Annotated in this window: 13 protein-coding genes and 1 pseudogene; 8 read left to right on the top strand and 6 right to left on the bottom strand. The window is 48.8% G+C overall.

What is annotated here, in order from left to right:
• A partial coding sequence (locus tag L4C36_RS21795) for a transposase domain-containing protein (protein WP_428479886.1) occupies positions 1-243 on the top strand: 243 nt, incomplete at its 5' end.
• Positions 244-274: 31 nt separating this feature from the next.
• Here L4C36_RS21795 and L4C36_RS21790 read toward each other — a convergent pair.
• The 4 genes from L4C36_RS21790 to L4C36_RS21775 all read right to left on the bottom strand — a co-directional run bounded on the left by L4C36_RS21790 (position 275) and on the right by L4C36_RS21775 (position 7,563).
• On the bottom strand, positions 275-1,465 hold the full coding sequence (locus tag L4C36_RS21790; protein WP_428479885.1) for a tyrosine-type recombinase/integrase: 1,191 nt from the start codon (positions 1,463-1,465) through the stop codon (positions 275-277).
• Between the two features lie 358 nt (positions 1,466-1,823).
• Positions 1,824-3,074 carry a hypothetical protein gene (locus tag L4C36_RS21785; protein ID WP_428479884.1) on the bottom strand — a complete coding sequence of 417 codons (1,251 nt, stop codon included), beginning with the start codon at positions 3,072-3,074 and terminating at the stop codon, positions 1,824-1,826.
• 9 nt (positions 3,075-3,083) lie between these two features.
• Positions 3,084-5,978: a hypothetical protein gene (locus tag L4C36_RS21780; RefSeq protein WP_428479883.1), complete on the bottom strand. Its 2,895-nt coding sequence runs from the start codon at positions 5,976-5,978 to the stop codon at positions 3,084-3,086.
• A gap of 7 nt (positions 5,979-5,985) precedes the next feature.
• Complete coding sequence (locus tag L4C36_RS21775) at positions 5,986-7,563, bottom strand: site-specific integrase (RefSeq protein ID WP_428479882.1); 1,578 nt, start codon at positions 7,561-7,563, stop codon at positions 5,986-5,988.
• Positions 7,564-8,220: 657 nt separating this feature from the next.
• Here L4C36_RS21775 and L4C36_RS21770 point away from each other — a divergent pair.
• From L4C36_RS21770 to L4C36_RS21760, 3 genes are all read left to right on the top strand, one after another.
• Complete coding sequence (locus L4C36_RS21770) at positions 8,221-8,496, top strand: helix-turn-helix domain-containing protein (RefSeq protein WP_428479881.1); 276 nt, start codon at positions 8,221-8,223, stop codon at positions 8,494-8,496.
• Complete coding sequence (locus L4C36_RS21765) at positions 8,489-9,724, top strand: type II toxin-antitoxin system HipA family toxin (protein ID WP_428479880.1); 1,236 nt, start codon at positions 8,489-8,491, stop codon at positions 9,722-9,724. The genes L4C36_RS21770 and L4C36_RS21765 overlap by 8 nt, the downstream gene beginning before the upstream one ends.
• Positions 9,725-9,988: 264 nt before the next feature.
• Positions 9,989-11,344 (top strand): Fic family protein, encoded by a 1,356-nt coding sequence (locus tag L4C36_RS21760; RefSeq protein WP_428479879.1) that lies wholly within the window; start codon positions 9,989-9,991, stop codon positions 11,342-11,344.
• A 127-nt stretch (positions 11,345-11,471) separates the two neighbouring features.
• Here the strand turns inward: L4C36_RS21760 and dhiA are convergent, their stop codons facing one another.
• On the bottom strand, positions 11,472-12,008 hold the full coding sequence (dhiA, locus tag L4C36_RS21755) for a type II toxin-antitoxin system antitoxin DhiA (RefSeq protein ID WP_428479878.1): 537 nt from the start codon (positions 12,006-12,008) through the stop codon (positions 11,472-11,474).
• Positions 12,002-12,279 (bottom strand): annotated as a pseudogene (dhiT, locus tag L4C36_RS21750) (type II toxin-antitoxin system toxin DhiT). The gene dhiA and the pseudogene dhiT overlap by 7 nt, the downstream one beginning before the upstream one ends.
• 328 nt (positions 12,280-12,607) lie before the next feature.
• On the opposite strand from dhiT, the gene L4C36_RS21745 reads away from it, so the two are divergent.
• The 4 genes from L4C36_RS21745 to L4C36_RS21730 all read left to right on the top strand — a co-directional run bounded on the left by L4C36_RS21745 (position 12,608) and on the right by L4C36_RS21730 (position 16,106).
• Entirely contained in the window at positions 12,608-14,716 is a 2,109-nt protein-coding gene (locus L4C36_RS21745) for a plasmid pRiA4b ORF-3 family protein (RefSeq protein WP_428479877.1), read from the top strand.
• Positions 14,717-14,886: 170 nt separating this feature from the next.
• The gene (locus L4C36_RS21740) at positions 14,887-15,243 is read left to right on the top strand and encodes a hypothetical protein (protein WP_428479876.1); all 357 of its coding nucleotides are present in this window, start codon (positions 14,887-14,889) and stop codon (positions 15,241-15,243) included.
• A gap of 127 nt (positions 15,244-15,370) precedes the next feature.
• Positions 15,371-15,787, top strand: coding sequence for an HI0074 family nucleotidyltransferase substrate-binding subunit (locus L4C36_RS21735; protein ID WP_428479875.1), 417 nt, complete (start codon positions 15,371-15,373; stop codon positions 15,785-15,787).
• On the top strand, positions 15,780-16,106 hold the full coding sequence (locus tag L4C36_RS21730; protein WP_428479874.1) for a nucleotidyltransferase family protein: 327 nt from the start codon (positions 15,780-15,782) through the stop codon (positions 16,104-16,106). The genes L4C36_RS21735 and L4C36_RS21730 overlap by 8 nt, the downstream gene beginning before the upstream one ends.
• The last annotated feature ends 214 nt before the right edge of the window (positions 16,107-16,320 follow it).

Here is a 16,320-nt window from a genome sequence, read left to right as displayed (position 1 = left end):
AATGTGACCGAACGAGATATAAGGCCGTTCACAACGGGTCGGAAAAACTGGTTGTTCTCAAAATCAGTCGCAGGTGCAGAGGCGAGTGCAAACTTATACAGTATTGTAATGACGTGCCGAGCCAATGACATCAACCCATATTATTACTTCTTACACCTGTTCCGTGAGTTACCGCAGAGGGCATCGGGCACTGATCTCACCAATTTACTGCCATGGAATGTTGAGTTAGGTGAGGCCGAATAAGGCCTCACTGCTTAACTGCGCGCTTACCTTTCTAAGCACATCCCTCTTGTTTCATGAGTGCATCAAAGGCACTGCCATCACGGCGAGACGCATTGGCCACATACGGCGCATAGACTTCGAACAGTAAGCGCGTATCACTGTGACCAAGCATGTGTGAAATATAGAGTGGGTTCTCATGGGCAGCGATGTGCAGTACTGCCGCAGTGTGGCGGGTCTCATAAGGACGGCGTCGTTTTAGGCCTGCTTTTTTCAATGTGGGGTACCACAGTTTTCGGCTGACATAATGGGTATCAATGGGGCGACCGTTATCAAGGGTAAACACAAACGATGAGTCGTGGCCGTGGTTGTGGCTAGGGTTATTGTCTTTGTTGGCCGCAATGCGCTGCAATGCCTCATAGAGGGTGTCACACATCTTCAAATCACGCCGTGACTTCGGCGTTTTCACATCACCAATCTCACCATTGACATAGTTTTGCCGGACACGAATCAGTCGATGGGCAAAATCAATATGCTCCCAATACAAGCCATGCACTTCACAGCTACGCATTCCGGTCCAAAACCGTAAAATAAAGTAATCACGCCATTGCGCGGGCACCGCGTGTAAAAACTGCTGCACCTCAGCGACCGTCATTGGGTGAGAATCGGCCTTTTCTTCTTTCAGGGCTTTATAACGACGCAGTGGGTAAGTAAATTGGCACTCTTCGGCCGCGAGGCTAAGAATGGCCACCAGTGGCCAGAAAATATTGTTAATGCGTCGGTTAGACAGTTTGCGTTCGCCGTCTGTTTTCTCTAGCGCCATCAGCGCATGGCGCTCGTGTTCAACGTGCGATAGCGTGATGTCTGCCACCAGCGTGTTACCAAAGGTCGGGATCAAATACCGGTCGAGATTGTTGCGCACGGTTTGTTGATAGCTGGTTTTCCACTTGGGGCGTTGGCGCTCAAACCAGTCATTGGCGAAATGGTCAAAAAAGGGATACAGACGATCAGGGTGCTTGGCGCGTTGGAGTGTTTCAAACTGCGCGACTTTCTTGCTGTGCGGAAAATAATCACGGTATTGAAAAGTGCCTAAATCAATCTCGGCATTCATTTTTTTCAGTTGTGATTTGGCGTTGGCGAGGTTCTTCGGGGTGGCCATGGTCTTCGTGCCTTCACGAAAACGCTGCCCATATAAGTGCAAATCAAACTGGATCCGCCCATTAGGGCGCACGCGGATCTGAGCCATCTTGGCCTCCATCAAATAGATCTGTCCCTACCCGATGGAATTCGCTAAAATCGAGCCATCGGCTGGGGGAGCTTAAACGTCTGCGCAGCCGGTACGAGGCGAAGTGGTTGCCGCCACTTCGTCTCAACTGCCTTATTTTCTTCGTATACAACATCATGTTCATACACTAGATCATGGATAAAACCCTATAAAAGGTTCTGCTCATATTTTGTGCATGTCACTACTGTAAGCCATCCTGTTTATTTGTCCAGTATTTATTCCCCTGTATTTTTTTGTTCAGTACGTTGTTACTTAGACGTTGTTGCCCCATTTCTACCACTCACTCTCACATCTGTGCGTGTGGCGACGCCATGAATGACTAAATATCCCCAAATCCGAACAAATCGCCTTGTGGCTCCAAGCGAGAGACGCTCGTTTCATTGTCTTGGAATTCCGCTTTTAGCTTCATGACGGCAGGTAACGACGCCATATCCCGTTCAATTGGGACCGTGGCATAGGGGTTACGAGAATGGCGTTCATTGAAAAAACCGAGTACGCGTTTGCCATCGGGGGTTTTCAATATTTGTAGCTTCATCTGCTTGGCCTCCGTGATCGACGGAATTTTCACTTTGAGGATTTCACGCAGATCCACGCGATAGAGCAGTGGTTGGTTGATATTGATATCAATGTCAATCACGTGAATGTGTTTGAGAAACCCAAACGGCGGAACAATGTTGGCGACCATGATGGCATCTTGCTCAATGAGCAGGTGGCTGGTGTTCGCTTGTTTGATCTCTGGGTATCGCTGGTGGTAGGTTTTTAGTTCTCCTTTCATCTCATAGATAGTGACAATCAGCGTGGCTTCACACTCATACTGGATAGCGGCTTGTTGATAAAACTCTGCGAGACCGGCCAGTGGATACGTGATCGTTTGGGTCGGCGTCGAGAAGGTGATCCTGTCATTATGTCGCGTGATGTTAACCGTATCGCTATCAGTGTGCGCGCACATATCGATCAGTCCCTCTGCCGCCTCTGAAGTGAGCGTCATTGAGAAGGAAATATCGGAGGATTCAGGCAATGCTAATTCTTGAATATGTTGGTTACGTTGAATGCGTACCAAACGCGCGTTATGATCAATGTCGATCATGTCAAAGGGGACATGTTTTTTGACCTCTCTCATCATGTTTTGCAGCGTGCTAACGAGCACACTCTTGGTGATATTTTTCTTTTGGGCATCAAGGTAGGCGACATGCGCCTCACGTACAGGCCCTGTCTGGCACGCTCGTAAGGTATCGTTGGATAAGGTAATTTTGGCGCGGGGGTGAACGGGAGACTGGCTATAGTCGAGCGCAATAATGAGGGGAGAGGGATCGGCCTTGCAATCATTCATCATGTCTTTGAAATACGATCCATTGAGTGACCATTGGCCACTTTTGAGTGTGCCTTGGGTATTAATCGACAAGGTGATGCTTTGAAGCGCCTCGTCTTTGCCGCCGACAAACGTGAGTTTTTTGCCCTTGGTGTCAATAAAAACGCTAATATCATGGTCGACTTTTTGCAGGTGAATGCTGTCGATCAGCGAGGTCATTTTAGCGCGATCTTTAGCCGTCAATATCAATTGATGGGTCATGGGTGATCCTTAGATTGTGTATACCTGCTCAGGCAAGCTATCGAGTTGGAGATAACGCAGTAGCAGCGGCATCAATGAAGCGTCTGCCGCGATGTTAGGCGATAAGGTGATGGCGAGCCGAGATTGACCGGTCGCAATCTTTTTCTGTGTGACGGCCTCGCCGCGACGGGCAAAGCCTTGCTGTGCAATGGCCAACTGACGGCTGGCATTGATCTTTCGGGTACAGATCAACACAAAGTGGATAGCGAGCCATTGCCATTGGGGTTGTCTGATTAATGTGGTAAATGCTGTGGCATTTTTTTGGTTGCACGCAAGTTCGATCGTGATGGCCTGTGGTGTGTGACAAAGGGCGGTCATTGATGCTTTCAACGTGTTGAGCGCAGTTTGCTGTGGCTTCGTTAACGGTGCATGCGCATGGCGGCCGGCGTGCTGCCACAGGGCACTGAGTTCACTGAAGTTAAGATGGCTTTTCTTTAGCATATCGAGCGTGCGCTGGCCTAGAAAATGATGTTGTTTGAGAAACTGTTGCTGCCATAGCTCGTCGTATGCGGTTTGTATCTCGTCATAAGCGGCCATGTTCGTGGGTGCTGGCTGCGGGTGTTTGAGCACGGCGCGGCTTAGCACCTGCTCTGAGAGCATGACCGGGGAGCCTTTCTTCTGCGCGAGTGGACGGTTGGCATAATCGGCACTTAACCGGCTGAGCTGGCGCGAGATATCGTTGGAGGTGGGTGACAGCCCCAAGACATAGCGTAATTCACTGTGGCTATAGGGTTTACCGTCTGGCTGAATGATAGGTCGTAGCCATTCAACCCCATGTAAGTAACTGAGCCGCGTGGTGGCATAGTGAGCATGCCCTAATTGTTTGCCCATCACATCAAAGATCAGGTTGTCATTCATCTGCGTAAAATCACGCCCTTCCAGCCAATAATCAAATCGCTGCTGACAGACCGTTGACGTTAAGAGGCGCTGGGTATGAGGATCGGCATTCAGGGCGGTCGGCTGTACGGGATACAGTAACGCCATGCCTTGTAGATACAGTAAATGCGCGCCGCTGTGGCGAAGGTGATGTATACGCACGGCTGGACCGAGAAGCGCTTTTAATGCGCGTGTGACCGGCAACAGATAATGCAATTGACGCGAGCTCATTTTCTCGCCCTCATACCCGATCAACGGGGTATCGGCAGGGCAAGACGCCTTAATGTATAGGGCAATGCGCAGTAAATGCGCCAGCTCTTCCGGGATCACGGTATAGACAATACGTGTCCGCCGGTTTTTGGTGTCTCCTTCGACAGTGGAGGTCAGGGTGAGACGAAACCGTTGTTTGTGATCCGGGTGACAATAAATATCTTTAAGCCGCAGACGGAGAATCTCCCCTCTGCGTAACATGGCAAAATACCCTAGCATGGCCCCTAGGCACGAGAATAGCGATTGAAATGGGGTGGCCCCCGGTTGTGTGAGCAAGGCATGGATCACATCATGCAGTTCGCTCACCGAGATCCGAAACGCATCCACCTGGATCGGCAGCGTTGGCGGCGAAAACGCACTTAAGTCAAAATGATCCGTCAGCGGGTGATGACGTAGCGAGCGGAAAAAATAAAGCAGCATCAAGCGATGGGTGTCGCTCTCTAGGGCGTCGTACGCGCGATGCGCCCACGCCATTAACGCAGAGGGGTCGATGGCATCGGCATAACGCAGCGGCATCGCCGTGAGTTTTTCATAAATACCGGTGTATTTGCGGATGGATGACGCCGACAAGAGCGCTTTTTTGACCCCGCCATAGCGGATCAGATCGTCGGTGTAGTGATAAAAGAGCACGGGCAGAACGTTACTCGCTTCCCAGCGTGGCGGGGCGTAGCTGTTACAGGTGTCGCTGTCACAGCCGCGACGCCCTTGCCGCGCATACTGACGTAAAAGTTCAAGATGGGGCCAGTCACTACGTCGGGTGGAGGGGGTTAATCCCTCAAACCACGTCTTATCCCAATCTTGATCGTAAAGACGCGCAAGCGCGCGGCGGGTATAGGCAGAGCTGGGTGCATGGCTATTAAAACCCACATGCCGGCTAGGGTTCGCCATGTCTTTAAGCAGCGTCGGGGGCAGATCGTCACGATAGTGCCACAATATCTGAAAGGCATGGTGCCATTGTGCCGTTGAGCGCGTCGGCAGCGAGGTGGGGGCCAAGACTGAGTGGGGAGGGGGATCGTGACAATGCGCGTTGACCCAGAGATTCAATTGCTTCACTAACCCTTTCACAGAGAGAGCGGGCGCGTGCAGGCGGTAATACGCTGACAGTACTCGATAGGCAAAAGGGGTGAGGCCATAGCGGGTAAAGGCGGGCGTCTCTTGCTGTGATGACGGCTGGCCAAGGTGTGTCACTTTTATCGTGAGGCCAAATTGCGCCGTGTCGATACTCTGGGGATCATTGAGGATCGCTGCCAGATAGTGGAGTGAGATCGGCCCGACTTCCAGCGCAATCACCAGCGCCACCCAAGCGGGCTCAAGGGCTGGGCGGTGGCGTAAGAAATGGGCTTTCGCGTGATCGTAATGCTGCATCAACTGCTCAGCAAATTGCGCCTGCTCCGTGATACGTTCAAACCAGAGTAAGTCATTATCGTGAAGCAGCGCGGTCTTACTGTCGGGTAACGACCATTGGCACGCCTGTGCTAAATAAAGCAGCACATCATTGAACGCCTGACGGTAGAGGCGTTGTTTGCCTGTTGGCACGCTCCTAATTAGGGCATAGAGCGTGCTGAGCATCGTCGGTGTCACGGTACGCTCGCCGCTCTCCAGTTCAGGCCAATGCTGCAAAACCCACAGGATCGCGTCTGGACGGGCACAGGTACCCCCTTGATGAGCGAAATACTCAACGATCTTTTTTTCATTAATGGGTTGCTCAGCGGCGGTCATGGTGTCCCTATCTTAAATGGAGGTAGATCGGTAATTGATTCAGATGCGTCCGGATCCTTGATAGACAAGTCGGAAAAAGGTGATCACTGCCCAAGTGCTCGCCATACTGAGAATGCCCCATTAAGCGGTCAATGTGATGCGTCGCCAATTGAGGTTGTGTGCTGGATAAAGCGCATTGCGCAAAAAAATGGCGCAGTTGATACGGGACGGCCATTGCCGCATCTTCTGGCCAATATGCCCGCATAAAGTGGCGGAGCGTTTTGGCCGTTAGGTGCTCTACCTGATGGTTATCATCGATCAGATACCACAGCATCGGACTCTCCACCGGCACGGGGAGGCGCGCAAGCAGTCGCTGCTGCACAGTTTGATAGTCGGTGATTTTTTGTTGCAGATAGTCACACAGCCACAGCGGGCGAAATCGCCCTTTGTCGCGCACGGTGGTATTGCCCCCAAAGCAGCGCCGCTTTTCCAGCGAAATCGCATGCGTCGGCCGTATTCCCGTCAAAACACTACAAAGCAGTGCCAATTGATAGGTACGCAAGTTGTAGTCGGTTTTGAGGGCTGCCAGTGAGCATCGCTTGCCGGGGGCATTGTTGTTGATCGCCTCTTGAAGGCGATGGAAAAACACACTGACATCCTCGATTCGGAGGTGGCGCGCGCTACCAATCCACAGCGGATTGTCTATCTGCTTTTGCCGGTTACCGTTGCGGGTATCGATATAAAACTGCGGGATCGTACCTTGCTCGGCTAAATAAGGGGGCAACGTTGCCGGAGCCTGTACGAGCGCGATGGTTTTGCCATTGATGGTGCAGTCAAAATAGTGATGCCATTGATGCGCGCGTGCCGCACGGGCTAATCGTTCCAGATACGCATTATGGGCATGAAAAATTTTAAATCGAAGTTGATCACTGTTCTCGCGTTGATAGGCCGCCGCACTGTGGTGATGCAATTGACGCGTGGTGAGCAGGACCGATTTGGCCGTCGTGGACAAGACCGGATCAACCTGGATCGTGGTGGTGAAATACTGGAACAGCTTATCTTTACGTACCCGTGGCCAAACAGAAAATGCCTGAGGGGTTTTCCATTTCTTTTGCAGTGTTTGCAGTAAGGCCTGCTTTTGTTTGCGGCTAAGCCATGGGGTGTCGTAGCTGATGCTGGCCAGAAAAGGCTGGAAAAGGGCATTGAACAGCACGGGGATCGGTTGCCACAAATACACCGTGCCCGTACCCGTACCCGTGCCCGTGCTGGTCGGGTAGGCAAGGGCATATTCCACCCATGACACGCCGCCATCACGCATGCTCCGCAGGCAATGAAGTTGGCATGGCTGACTGCCGGCGATTTTTTTCAGATCAGGAATATCCTCCAGGGTAGTCAGTGTCGAGAGTTGCTGGGTCAGCCATAAATAGAGCATCACCAGTAACTCGACATCAGAATGGGTGTCAAGCACGTGCGGGGAGCGGGACCGCTTTCGGCGATACCGACGAAACAAAATCGCGAGGGTGGTGAGGGTCGCATCCACATCGGGCGCGACGCCACCGGCATTTTTGCCTCGCTGATAAGTCTGTATCGCGCTATTTTTTCCCACATAACCTCGTGATATTGGTAGTAATGTGCCGTTGGTGAAAGCACGAAAGCCACCGTGTGGCTTGGCGCTGTACGTCTCTGAACGGCATAAATCATTGACAGGGTGAACAATAAGTAACCACGGGTATTGTGACGGCTGATAGAATCCGATTGAAAGTAGTGGTTGATTTTTTGAGCGCAGTCTCTAGGAATCATTTGTTTATGCGCACTTTTTGAGACATTTTTGATGGAAGTGTAATTTTGGGGCGGGGATTTATGCGAGGTAGGTATCTAACGGGTTGGGGTGTATGTTGTTTTTTGCGCGATCACTCGAAGAGTGAGAGATAAGCCTTTCTGGTGATTTTCACGCACCCAACGTCGAGCTGCACCAGAGTATCGACAGACGCGATCATGCGGACAAGATAAACCGTCTCAAATTACCCTTTCAAGGCGATGTCATGTCTCATGGGGGCGGGCGTGATGGGTTTAATGGTTTGATGTTAAATGGTTTATCAGCGTTTTGTGGGGGATGTACGAATAGGGGGTACTATCAGGCCGTGCTAAATGTTGTGTTGAACGTAGGGGGGCATTATCTCGTTTTTAAATCTGCTACAATAATGGCGAAAAATCTACTTTTTGCGCTATAATCGATACCATAGTAGCAATTTAAGAGGCGTGCATGTTATCTCTCTATACCGCTTATGATTTGCAGATGGAACTCAAAGAGTTTATTAAATCTGCGCGTAAAAAAGATAAACTCAGTGTTCATAAGATGGCCGATCTCTCTGGCGTGCCTTACGCAACGATCCGAAAGTTTGAGTCATCTGGCAACATCTCATTGCGTCAGTTTCTCATGCTTTATGAGACCGTCGGTGACTTGAAAAAAGTGAAAGCGCTGACAACGTCGTCTGAGCCTGAATTTACCTCAATAGAGGATGTGCTTCGACGTGCTTAAATCAGCCCTAACTGTAAAACGAACGCTGAGCACAGGTGAAAAAGTACTTGTTGGCAAGCTCGTTGAAAATAGTAAGCAAAGTTTCTTTCAATTTGATGAGGCTTATTTAGGCGCTCATTCAACCTCTTTGGCACCGTTCAATTTAAAGGCTGATACAAGTCTGCAAGTTGCACCTAGAGGGCCGCATTACGGCATTCATGGGGTTTTTGGAGACAGTCTCCCCGATGGTTGGGGCCTTTATCTCATGGATCGTGTATTTAGACAGAACGGTCATAACCCTAAGGAAATTACTGCCCTAGAGCGTCTGGCTTACTTGGGTGACAGGTGTATGGGGGCGTTGAGCTATGAGCCTGAATTAGAGTTACTTGATGAGTCCAAGGCGTCGATTGATATCATTACCCTTGGCCGAGCTGCGATTGAAGAGTTTGAAGGCACCGAGTCTGCTTTGCTTGAGCACTTGATGAAGACGGGGGGATCGGGTGGTGCTAGGCCCAAAATGAACGTTACACGGTTATCGAATGGGCAATATTCAACATTAGATGACACACTAGGAACAAAGCTTATCGTAAAGTTGACATCTGAAAAGTTTGACTTGAAGCACTCTGAATCATTAGTCGAATATTGCTACATGCAGATGGCCCGTAATGTCGGCATTGAGGTGCCTAACTTTGCTTTAATCGATGCGGGAAATGGTCGATTTTGGCTAGAGCAGGAACGATTTGATAGCACCGAGCAAGGCGGTCGAATCCATATGATTTCTGCGTGTGGGTTGTTAGATGCGCCGTTTCGAGAGCCTTCTTTGGATTATGTGGATTTAGTTAAAGCTACGCGCATCATGTGCAGTGTCACTGAGTCTCAGAAGCTCATTAAGCGCTGCATATTTAATTACCTAACAGTAAACCAAGATGATCACAGTAAGAACTTCAGTTTCCTTGCCAGTGACACCGATAACTGGACGCTGTCGCCTTTCTACGACATTGTTTACAGCCCTAACCCTTACAAAGAGCATATGACGGCATTTGGTGGTAATGGCCGAACGCCAAAGAATGCACTCGACCAGTTAGCGGCTCAGTCGGGGTTATCTTCAAAGAAAGCGATCATGGTTATGGCTGAGGAAATATTTGAAATAACACGCTCGTTTAGTCATGAGGCCAAACAGCTTGGCTTGTCATCTAATCTCATCAAGGAGATTGATAAGGATATGGTGGAAAAATTTAAGGCGCTGTAAGTATGGGGTGTTCGTCTCACCGTCAGCCGCGCAGATCTGTCTCAAATCACCATGTTAAGGCCGTTTTCTATCTCATAGGCTTGGGTGATGTTGGCTTAATTATTTGATTGTTAATGTACTTTCAGGGAGGGGTGAGAGTTTACGAAGAGGGCGTACTAGGCAAAAAACGCTTACTGCGACACTTTTATTGTCACAAAAGGATAAACACGCCATAATTGTGACACTTTTATTCAGAGAAGTGTCACAGTTAAAAGGGTATCTGTCATGAATAGGTTTGAAATCCAACGCTATATCGAACAACAATGTCACCCGGTGTCTGTTTCAGACCTTATTATGGCTCATCCCGACTTAATTCGGCGTACGCTTCAGCGCTGGCTTAATAGACTTATTGAAGACAAACAGATAGCAGCCATTGGTGACGGTCGTTCACGTAAATACATTGCACTTATTAATAAAGCAGAGGTCACGCTTTCAAGCCATCGCGAGCATGATGGTTTTCCTAAGTCGATCCCACTTTCTCCTGATAGCCATGACATTCTTACTTATCTAAGTAAGCCTATTTTTGAGCGTGATCCTGTTGGTTATTCGCGTGATTTTTTAGATGACTACATTCCCAATAAAACTCACTATCTTTCTGAGCCTATTCGTCGCCAACTACACCGCATGGGAAAAACCATCTATGCAACACAACCCGCGGGTACGTATGGAAGAGATATCTACAATCGTTTGTTAATCGATTTATCTTGGGCATCAAGCCACCTTGAAGGCAATACTTATAGTCGATTAGACACAGTAGAATTAATTGAGCATGGTCAGTTTGCACAAGGAAAAGATATCATCGAGACGCAAATGATTTTAAATCATAAATCTGCGATTGAATTACTGATTGATAATGTCGACTCCGTTGCGTTTAATCGTTTCACAATATTAAATTTGCACAGTGCGCTATCAGAAAACTTATTAGCCAATCCGTTTGATGAAGGGCGAGTACGTAGTCATGTGGTAGAGATAGGAGGCAGCGTGTATAAGCCAATGTCATCCGAAGAGGTGCTCTCTATCCAACTGGAATCAATACTGAATAAAGCTAATCAAATCATCGATCCCTTTGAGCAGTCATTTTTTATCATGGTGCATTTACCTTATTTGCAACCCTTTGCTGATATTAATAAACGTACCTCTCGTTTGGCTGCAAATATCCCTTTGCTTAAAACCAACGTATGTCCTCTTACGTTCTTAGATGTACCCGAAGAAGCCTACAGTAAAGCGGTGCTTGGTGTCTATGAGATGAATAGAATAGAGCTTCTTCGTGATCTGTATTTATGGGCGTACGAGCGCTCGACAAAAGAATACTTAGCCGTGAAACAAGAGTTAGTGAAACCCGATCAACAACGCTTGCAATATCGAGCGAAGATAAAGATGATAGTTAAACAAGTCATACTGACGCCTGGATCTCAACCTCTTGATATCATTGAATCGTGTATGAGTGATGAACAAGAAACGGATAAACAAAACATTATCGCCCTTGCATTAGAAGAGCTCAGGCGAATTCACGAGGGTGTATTGGCACGATACGGCCTAAGACCATCTCAGCTAGAAAAGTGGCGTCAATTGCATGGGTAATGAGTAAAAGGCTAGCGTGCAAACCATTCCGGTTCGTTCTGGTTTATTTATTGCAATGAAGTGGTTAGGTGAGGCCGAATAAGGCCTCACTGCTTAATTACGCGCTTACGTGTCGGCGGCGCGACACCTATTCTTGCTGTGACGTGCGACTCAAAGAATGCGCAGAGACTCTGTCTTTAGCTAATTCAATAACGGCATGGCCTAATTGAACCAAAGTACCAAAACTGGGTGTCGTTTCCGGTTTTAACGAACGGTAAGCGCTCGTTCTACTTTTAATTCCGGCGCGTTCAATGACAACACTGTGACCAAATTGTTCAACATAGGAGCGAATGGCAGTCTGCAAAATATCTGCTCGACCTTCTTGCATTGAATCCCATGAAGCTTGCTTGATCACCATTTCCATTTCTTTAACATCAAAAGGCGTTAAATCAGATTCAGCATAATTACCCTTTGTGATCCCCTTTAACGTCGGTGCTGATAATTTCACACCACTCCAATCAAGAGAACCCTCAGCCGTTAATGCAAACTTTTGAAAGTTATCTACATGACTAAATGCTTCTTTTTGGAAATACGCAGTTAAGTTTGCTTCACCGGTATAACCGTCACTAAAAGTAAGCTCAAGTGTAAAATCAGCGACCCAATCAACATCAATGACTTTCAACATACATCACCTATAATTTACCCGGATTAATGCCAGCAACGGCTTGTTGCCACATTGCCATCAATTTTACGCGATTGTTTTCAATGTGAGTTTCAGCTCGTTTTCGTTGCTTATTTGGCAAATAACCTTCTAAGTACTCACCTGTTTCAATTGCTATGATTAATTCATAACTACCATATTTGACATGAATATAAGGTAATTTATGCTGCTTGTTATCGAAAAAATATAAACAAAACGAAAGCCCAAGCCCAAGCAATGCATCTATCTCTGGTATAGCAGCCTCTAATTATCAATTCAGATTAAAGCTTATCACTGTATCTAGTAGGAGACAATGTTGGTGTGTGATGCCTTACAAAGGAGCATCCCCAATGGAACTGTAGCATATTATGCTGCCATGTTATGACAGTGAGTATGTTGTCAGTCGGTTTTTAACGCCGTGATCGTGTTTTGCCTGTGAGCGTTGTCCTTGATGTGTCGTGAAGAAGACAGCGTACTTCGCCCTAACGATACTCACGACTTGGCTCGCAAGGGCCTTGTTGGTATGTTAAGCGTTATCTTCGGAAGTTGGCTATATCCCCTCTGTTTTTAAAAGGAATCTCCCCGTGCTATCACCAGAACGATTACTGCAAGCCCTTGTTGATTACGCCCGCCAACCTGAACCACGCAAACTGTCGACTGAACAGGTGGCGTGGTTTGCCCAGCCAGAGTCGGTGTTTATGCTGTATTACACCGTCTTGTCGCTACCGGATGAGCTGGCTGATGCGGTGATGCCAGCTTGTCTGGATTGGGTGGAGGTGGCAACGTCTGAGTTGGCGCTGACGGTGAGTCGTGCGCCAGACGGGACGAAGGCGGAGCTTGAAGCGGTCATCGCCATGATCGTCAACGAGGCGGCAAACCAAGGGATATTGAACCCGAAGCGCGCTTTCGAGGTGCTGACTATGTTAAAGCAGGCGCAGTTTGATACCTCTGGGGTGGATATGGCGGCGATCTATGCTGAACAAGCGGAGCATACGCATACCGAAGGTAACGTGATGCTGTCGCCAGAAGCATTGATCAGTCAACTGCTTGATGACATTAAGCAAGAAGAGATCCAGTCGGGCATTGAATTTATCGACTTTTTTGAAGCCGGTTATGCCCTCATGCCGCGAGATCCCATGTCACTGCTCTTTAGTGCGATCACACACTTCACCTGGAGTGTCGATGCGCTGCTTTTGCTGACCTATTACCACGAAAAGCCCGTTGCGCTGTGTGCCGCTGAGGCACTGGATGGGATGACGCACAAATCATGGTGTCACCTTAGTCAGCGACAGTTGTTGCATGTATTACGCCGTTTTGCCCGTCATCCTGAATTGCAGGGCCATTATAAACGCTGGCAGAAGTATGCCATGAAACATGCTGCATCCGGTGAGGTGGCCACCATTGAACAGGTGAAAGCGACGCATGTGGATGGTATTGGGTGTGCCTCGGTGATGATCCGTTTTCGGTATAACGGCCAGAACGGGGTCTTTGCAGGTTTATTGGATCTTGAGCGTGGCCTGCGAGATACCATGTTGAATCTCGGCTGTGAGGACGATTTCTTTGCGTCAATTGTCGACACGATGCAGGACGTGCCGGATACACCGATGACCTTGATCACAACCAACAGTGATTGGTTGGCCGAGGTATTGCCATGGTTGTTGGCCAAGCAAAAAGAAGACAATATCGATTTGCATATGCTGTACTTTTTGTCCCTGCTACCGACGGCGTGGACCACCCCCCAACCGTTTTCACTGGCGGATCACATCGCGCACTATCAAGTCGATATTAGCGATAAGGCGGTGGAGAATGCGCGGAAAATGAGCCGTTTCATCGGTAATGATCTGATGTTTTCTTGGCGACCGCCGTTTGAGTCTATTTCTGCCTCTGTCACGGTGAAATCACTGATGAAAACCTATTACTATGCGCATAAAGCGACGTTTATTGAGCGTTTTGCGTTTCTCGCACTGCTTGAACAGTACGGTTCAGATAACCCGGTTTCCTCGGATAGACAGACGGCAGAGGCCTATTGGCAATTGGCGCAGGCGCTTACCGATCCGGCGCTAAATCGTAAGCGATTTCCGTTGTTTGAAGATTTAGCCGAAATCTGCATTGAGGATTACCATGATGTGATGGTGATGGAATTGGATGCTGGCCAGGAAGAGACAGGATTGGTCTTGAAGGTGGCGCTGCTAGACGCGAAGCCTGCGGTGTGGCGCCGGATCAAAGTGAGCAATACGATCCCTTTGTATGTCTTCCACGTGGCATTGCAAATCAGCATGGGGTGGGATGATGCGCATGCGTATCTGTTTGAAACGGCTTCTCAGCGGTTTTTGGACGATGATGGCGATATACCGTTGGGCGCATTGTTGAAGCAAGCCGGTGACTCACTGCTGTACCGTTATGATTTTGGTGATGATTGGTGTCATAGCATTACGCTGGAAAAAGTGATGGCCAATGATGTCGATATCCCGAGTGTCAGTGCCGGACGTGGCGTGTGTCCTGAAGAGGATTGTGGCGGCATTGACCAGTGGAACCGCCTTTACCGCTTGCTGAAAAAAGCGGCGTTAAGCGATGTGGACTATGAATGGCTTGAGGATTTTGGGTTTGATCCTGATGCGCGTCAGCAGGACTTAGCCGCGCGAAGCTTTGATAAAGCCGCGGTGAATGCTGCGTTACTTCACGTGTTTGGTTAAGCGCTGCAACCTTCCCATACGCAGTGGCGATTTATCGTCGTCGCTGCTATGGGGGCTTGCCTTTCATTTTCCCGTACTTTTTCTCCGACATTCTCCCTCGAAAATATCAGCCCTCTCTATACTTACACTTATATCAATAAAGATATTGCCGTATGTTTTGGGGAGTGATGATGAAACAATCCGTGATGGCACTAGCCTTGCTGGGAATGAGTCTGTCTGCCTGTGCGTCAGAGCCAGTTACCCGTCAAGCGAATCAAAGCGCAACATCTACCGCACAAAGCAGTACAAAAACCACATCAACCTCAACCAATGCCTCTGCTGCTAATAGCACGGCGACAACCGCAAAAGCAGCAACGGAGCAGACGGGCACTGCCGCTGGCATTGATAGCGCCTTAGCGGCATCCGCGGGTGGCATTACGGCCACGGTACTCGCTGTCGGGGTGGCCGCAGTTGTGATTGGTGTTGCCGTGTCGGATAGCGGCGGCGGTGATGATCCCGCGCCACCGGTGACCGCAGCGGTGGAGTAGGGAGAAAAGGGACGAGTGTCGAGGGACGCGTCTCGCTGCGCTTCGAGGAAAAGCTGGGGGGGAAGAAGCGGAAGAAAAATATTAATGTGTTATTCTTCCTTCACCTTCTTTATTACAGAGCATATCGATGTCACTCAATCCACTGCGTTGGAAACAACGACTACAAAATCTGCAAAAAGCACATTCACGATTAACGAAAGCGTGTGCTCAAGAATCCTACAATGAATTAGAACTTGCAGGGTTGATTCAAACCTTCGAATTCTCTTTCGAGTTAACCTGGAAGACCCTGAAAGACTTGCTTGAGTTTGAAGGGTACGATGCCGCGTCTCCGCGCAGTGTGATCAGAACGGCGTTAGAGGCGACACATGTATCCCCTGAACAATGTGAAGTCTTGCTTGATGCATTGGGCAAGCGTAATTTGTTGACGCATACCTATGATGAAGAAAATGTGTTGGAAGCGCAGGCGTTAATTATCAGTGAATTTGAGCCAGTGATCACCGCAATTACACAATACTTGGTTGAGAAAAGTCTTAACGATGAATGATGTTCAACAACGAGATACCCTTCAAAAAAACGGCTTGAAGTTACGGCACCAGCAGCAACTTATCGCGATTCTAATGCAGCACCCACGTGTAGAGTCCGCGTGGTTGTTTGGATCACGCGCGTTGGGAACGTACAAGCCGCATTCAGATATTGATTTGGTGGTGAGCGGGGAATTACTCAGCTTAACGGATATTGCTGATTTGCTTACACAAATAGAACTGACGACGATCCCGTTTAAGGTCGATCTCTTGCTTAAACACAAAATCAAAAATGACAAGTTACTCGAACACATTCAGACGTATGGAATAAAGTGGGTGTGAGAAAAAGAGCAGGGGCGAGTGTCGAGGGACGAGTCTCTAGGAAGAGCAGAGGCGGCCCTATGGCCCTAAGGTGCTATGGCAAGAGCGAAAGCGCTTGCGTCCATAGCGCGATCTGAAATCCTGCTTACAGGACCACAGGACCACAGGACCACAGGACCACAGGACCACAGGACCACAGGACCACAGGACCACAGGACCACAGGACCACAGACAG

Source organism: Photobacterium japonica, assembly GCF_050337005.1.
Taxonomy (GTDB): Bacteria; Pseudomonadota; Gammaproteobacteria; order Enterobacterales; family Vibrionaceae; genus Photobacterium; species Photobacterium japonica.
This window is presented reverse-complemented; position numbering and strand designations above follow the sequence as displayed.